Annotated in this window: 3 protein-coding genes; 1 reads left to right on the top strand and 2 read right to left on the bottom strand. The window is 46.2% G+C overall.

Annotation, left to right across the window (positions count from 1 at the left end):
• Positions 1-128: 128 nt before the first annotated feature.
• Positions 129-1,727 carry a CTP synthase gene (pyrG, locus tag SIN01_RS14115; protein ID WP_010023559.1) on the bottom strand — a complete coding sequence of 533 codons (1,599 nt, stop codon included), beginning with the start codon at positions 1,725-1,727 and terminating at the stop codon, positions 129-131.
• A gap of 299 nt (positions 1,728-2,026) precedes the next feature.
• Positions 2,027-2,485, bottom strand: a complete 459-nt coding sequence (rpoE, locus tag SIN01_RS14110) for a DNA-directed RNA polymerase subunit delta (protein ID WP_047035110.1) — start codon at positions 2,483-2,485, stop codon at positions 2,027-2,029.
• A 328-nt stretch (positions 2,486-2,813) separates the two neighbouring features.
• Here rpoE and SIN01_RS14105 point away from each other — a divergent pair, with 328 nt between their 5' ends.
• Positions 2,814-4,028, top strand: a complete 1,215-nt coding sequence (locus SIN01_RS14105; protein ID WP_010023555.1) for a phospholipase D-like domain-containing protein — start codon at positions 2,814-2,816, stop codon at positions 4,026-4,028.
• Positions 4,029-4,238 lie beyond the last annotated feature (210 nt).

The raw sequence follows: 4,238 nt of genomic DNA, 5'->3' as shown, positions 1-4,238 counted from the left end.
GGACTATTGGTTTGAAGAAGGGGCAAAATCATAAACTTTCTTTACCTGTAAGAAAAAACCGGCTTTTCCATTGAATTGGAAAAGCCGGTCTGTTTGAATGTTCTTAGCGTTCAAATATAGACGAACGGTTACTTATTTTCTAAGGAAGCTTTAATGAAGCCATGGAACAGCGGTTCCGGCCGTGTTGGGCGCGACTTGAATTCCGGATGGAACTGGCACGCAACAAACCATGGATGATCCTTCAACTCAATCATTTCAACTAAGCGGTCATCCGGGCTGACTCCGGAAAATACCATCCCGTGATCGGACATCTTCTGCCGATACTGATTGTTGAATTCATAACGATGGCGGTGGCGCTGATAAATGATTTCTTCATGATAAGCTTGATACACCTTCGTGTCCTTAACAATCTTGCACGGATACAGGCCAAGACGAAGCGTTCCGCCAAGATCTTCAATATCCAATTGTTCCGGGAGAAGATCGATAATTGCCTCTTGGCAATCCTGATTAAATTCAGCAGAATCCGCACCGTTCAGTTTCAATACATGACGCGCGAATTCGATTGTAGCCAGCTGCATTCCCAAGCAGATGCCGAAGAACGGGATTTTGTGTTCGCGCGCGTATTGAATCGCGATAACTTTTCCTTCAATTCCGCGATCACCGAACCCGCCGGGCACAATGATTCCCTGACAATCTTTTAATTGTTCTTCAATGTTGCCCGGTTCCAGATCTTCAGAATTAATGTATTTCACTTTCACTTCTGCATCGAAACTGTAACCGCCGTGTTTCAGTGCTTCCACAACAGAAATGTACGCGTCTTGCAGCTCGACGTATTTGCCGACAAGTCCGATCTTAACATGTTTCTTCGGATGGAGCACCTTGTCCACCAAACCATGCCATTGACTCATATCCGCTTCACCTTGCGGCAAGTGCAGCTTCGCGCATACAATGTCGTCAAGGTTTTGATCTTGCAGCTGCAGCGGCACTTGATAGAGCGTTTCCGCATCCCTCGCTTCGATTACCGCTTCTTTGTCAATATCGCAGAACAAAGCAAGTTTCGCCTTCATCTCATCGGAAATCGGATATTCCGTACGAACAACAATAACATTGGGTTGAATGCCCAAACTGCGCAATTCCTTCACGCTGTGCTGGGTCGGTTTCGTCTTCATCTCGCCTGCCGCCTTCAAATACGGAATCAGCGTACAGTGCAGGTACAATACATTATCGACACCGACATCGCTCTTAATTTGACGAATGGCTTCCAAAAACGGAAGGCTTTCGATATCACCGACCGTACCGCCGATTTCCGTAATTACTACATCGGCACCCGTGGTCTTGCCTGCTCGGAATACACGATCTTTAATTTCATTGGTAATATGAGGGATCACTTGAACCGTTCCGCCCAGGTAGTCGCCTCGCCGCTCTTTTTTCAAGACCGTTGAATAGATTTTACCTGTTGTCACGTTACTGTTCTTGTTCAGATTAATGTCAATGAACCGTTCATAGTGACCAAGGTCGAGATCGGTCTCTGCGCCGTCGTCAGTCACAAACACCTCACCGTGCTGGTATGGGCTCATGGTTCCCGGGTCAACGTTAATATATGGATCAAACTTCTGAATGGTCACGGTTAATCCGCGGTTCTTCAACAGACGTCCGAGCGACGCTGCAGTTATCCCTTTTCCAAGAGACGAAACAACGCCTCCGGTCACAAAAATATACTTTGTCATCCTAGATGATATCCCCCTTATAGCCTATGGAATCAGTGTTCGGCATGGTTATGCGTAGCTTAGCAAGAGGTCTTTGTGCAGGATCGTTTGTGCCCTTTTTCGACCAATTTTTCTTGCCTTTTCTTATAAAAAAGCAAAAGCGAAAGCTCCCCTTACGGAGGGCTCGCTTTTGCTTTGCTATCGATTCTATTTGTCGCCCTTTGCAATTCTAACAAACTTAATCAGTCGAATCAAGGGGACCCGGCAGGAAAAAAACACCTGCAAAAAAGGATAAACCACCACGGATATAACGTGTTTAATTATTCGTCATCGTCGTCAATAACGGCTTTTCGGCGAATTCTTTTTACATCATCATCGTCGTCGTCATTGACCTCAGTGTCATCGTTATCGTCGTCGCCGAGATCGCCATCTTCCTCTTCTAGATCGTCATCGTAATCATCAAATCCGTCTTCAGCAACCTTGTGCTTCTCGTGCACGCTGTCGCCCAGCGTTTTCGCAACATCATCCTCGCGCTGATCCAGCGGATACCAGTTGCGCAAGGCCCAAAGATTATGTCCGACACTGAGAAAACGACCATCAAGCGAGAGTGTTGTATAAAGACGTGCTAGCGATTCGCCGTTGTCAACCTCGATTTCTCCTTCCTTAAAAACCTGATCGGTCAGTTCATAGAAGGTTTTCGGTTCCTTTGCCTGAACTAATAAATCGTAGAATTGGTCAACCTTTGACTTTTCAAGCGTATGTTCTGTCAATGGAAACATCCTTTCCCTGTATCATACTCGAATCAAAGTATTGCATCGGACTTTCGGCAGGGCTTACTTGTCATGCAGCACAAACCATCCATACGCAATCCTCATCCAAAACTCTATTTAGCAGCACATCGCCACGATGCGCAGAAAAAACCAGTGTAAAGTTATACAATAAATACAATAATCGGTTCGCAATCTAAAATCAAGTCTGGACACAAAATTGATTCTTCATTCTTCCTTCAAAACAAGTTTGCGGCTTGATTATCAAAACGGACACAGTGGTTACACTATAGGAAAAGCGTCACGAACCAACAGGTCTTAATGAATCGGAGGAACCGTCATGAATCTTTTCATCACACTGATCACAATCCTTATACTGCTCATCATTCTGCTCGCTGCTGCTCTTGTGCTGGACCTTTACATGGGATGGAAAGTCATGCGACCGCGCATTCGCCATAGCGTGCCGAAAACAGGAAGCAACCATTTCCACTATTTCACAAACGGTCATCAATTGTTTCAGGACATGCGGCAAAGTATCGAGCGTGCCCAATCCTCGATTCATCTTTCCTTTTTTATTTTTCATGCAGATGAAGTGGGCAACGAGTGGCTGGAGCTTCTAAAAAAGAAGGCACACGAGGGTGTCGAAGTCCGATTGCTCGTTGATACTCTGGCGAGCTTTGCCTTGCGAAAAAAGCGCTCAGAGCTTAAAGCGGCAGGAGTCTCTCTTGCCTTTTCAGCAAAACCAACATTCCCTTACACGGTCTATTTTTTAAATCAGCGCAATCATCGCAAGATGACAATCATTGATGGCACCATCGGCTATTTCGGCGGTTTTAATGTCAGCCGCGATTACATTGGCCGCAAACCTGAAATGGGCCCGTGGCACGACAATCATTTAAAAGTCATCGGGGAAAGTGTCGCTGATTTGCAGCACTTCTTTCTCGAGGACTGGAAAAAGGCGACTCACGAAGATCTTGTCCATGAACCTGTGTATTTCCCGAAGAGTGAAACGGGGCCCGGAGAACTTACCCTGCTCGCTACCGACGGCAAGCAACTGGACGAGCGTTTCGCTGAAGAATTGGCTCGCGCTCAATCGTCAATCATCATCGGATCACCCTATTTCGTTCCGAGCAGCAGGCTGATGCAAGTGCTTCAGGACCGCCTCAATCATGGCATCAAACTGACGATACTCTTGCCGTTAAAAAAAGATCACGGTCTCGTCCAGCCGGCCTCCTACCATTACCTTGAGCCTCTCGTTAAAAAGGGGGCGAAGCTGTTTCACTTTTACCAAGGCTTTTACCATTCAAAGCTCTTCATTATCGATCGAAAGAGATGCTATCTCGGAACGGCAAATTTCGACCAGCGTAGTTTGTTCTGGAACGGAGAACTATCCGGATTCACAGAAGATCAGACCGTAATCCGCCAGGTATTCGATCAATTAGCTAAAGAAATCCATCTGAAATCGATTCCGATCTCTTATGATCAAATCAAAAAACGTTCACCTATTGAAAAAATAAAAACGATTTGCAGCGTTTGGCTGAGCTATTTTCTCTGAATCCTCAGCCGCTGTTTTAACACGCCAGGCAAAAAGCGCCCGGTCCTTACTTCCGCAGGATACGGTTTTGAACCATCAATCTTGTGCCTGATCCGCTCGCATCAACAAGGCGCGATCCCGCAGGCGCCCGAGCATCTACGCGTTTGATGCGCCGTCTTACAATTAGTGAAGATCCTGTACACTTAAGGGGAATTCTTCCGTCTATTTACT

This window comes from Sporolactobacillus inulinus, from assembly GCF_006539285.1.
Classification (GTDB): domain Bacteria; phylum Bacillota; class Bacilli; order Bacillales; family Sporolactobacillaceae; genus Sporolactobacillus; species Sporolactobacillus inulinus.
This window is presented reverse-complemented; position numbering and strand designations above follow the sequence as displayed.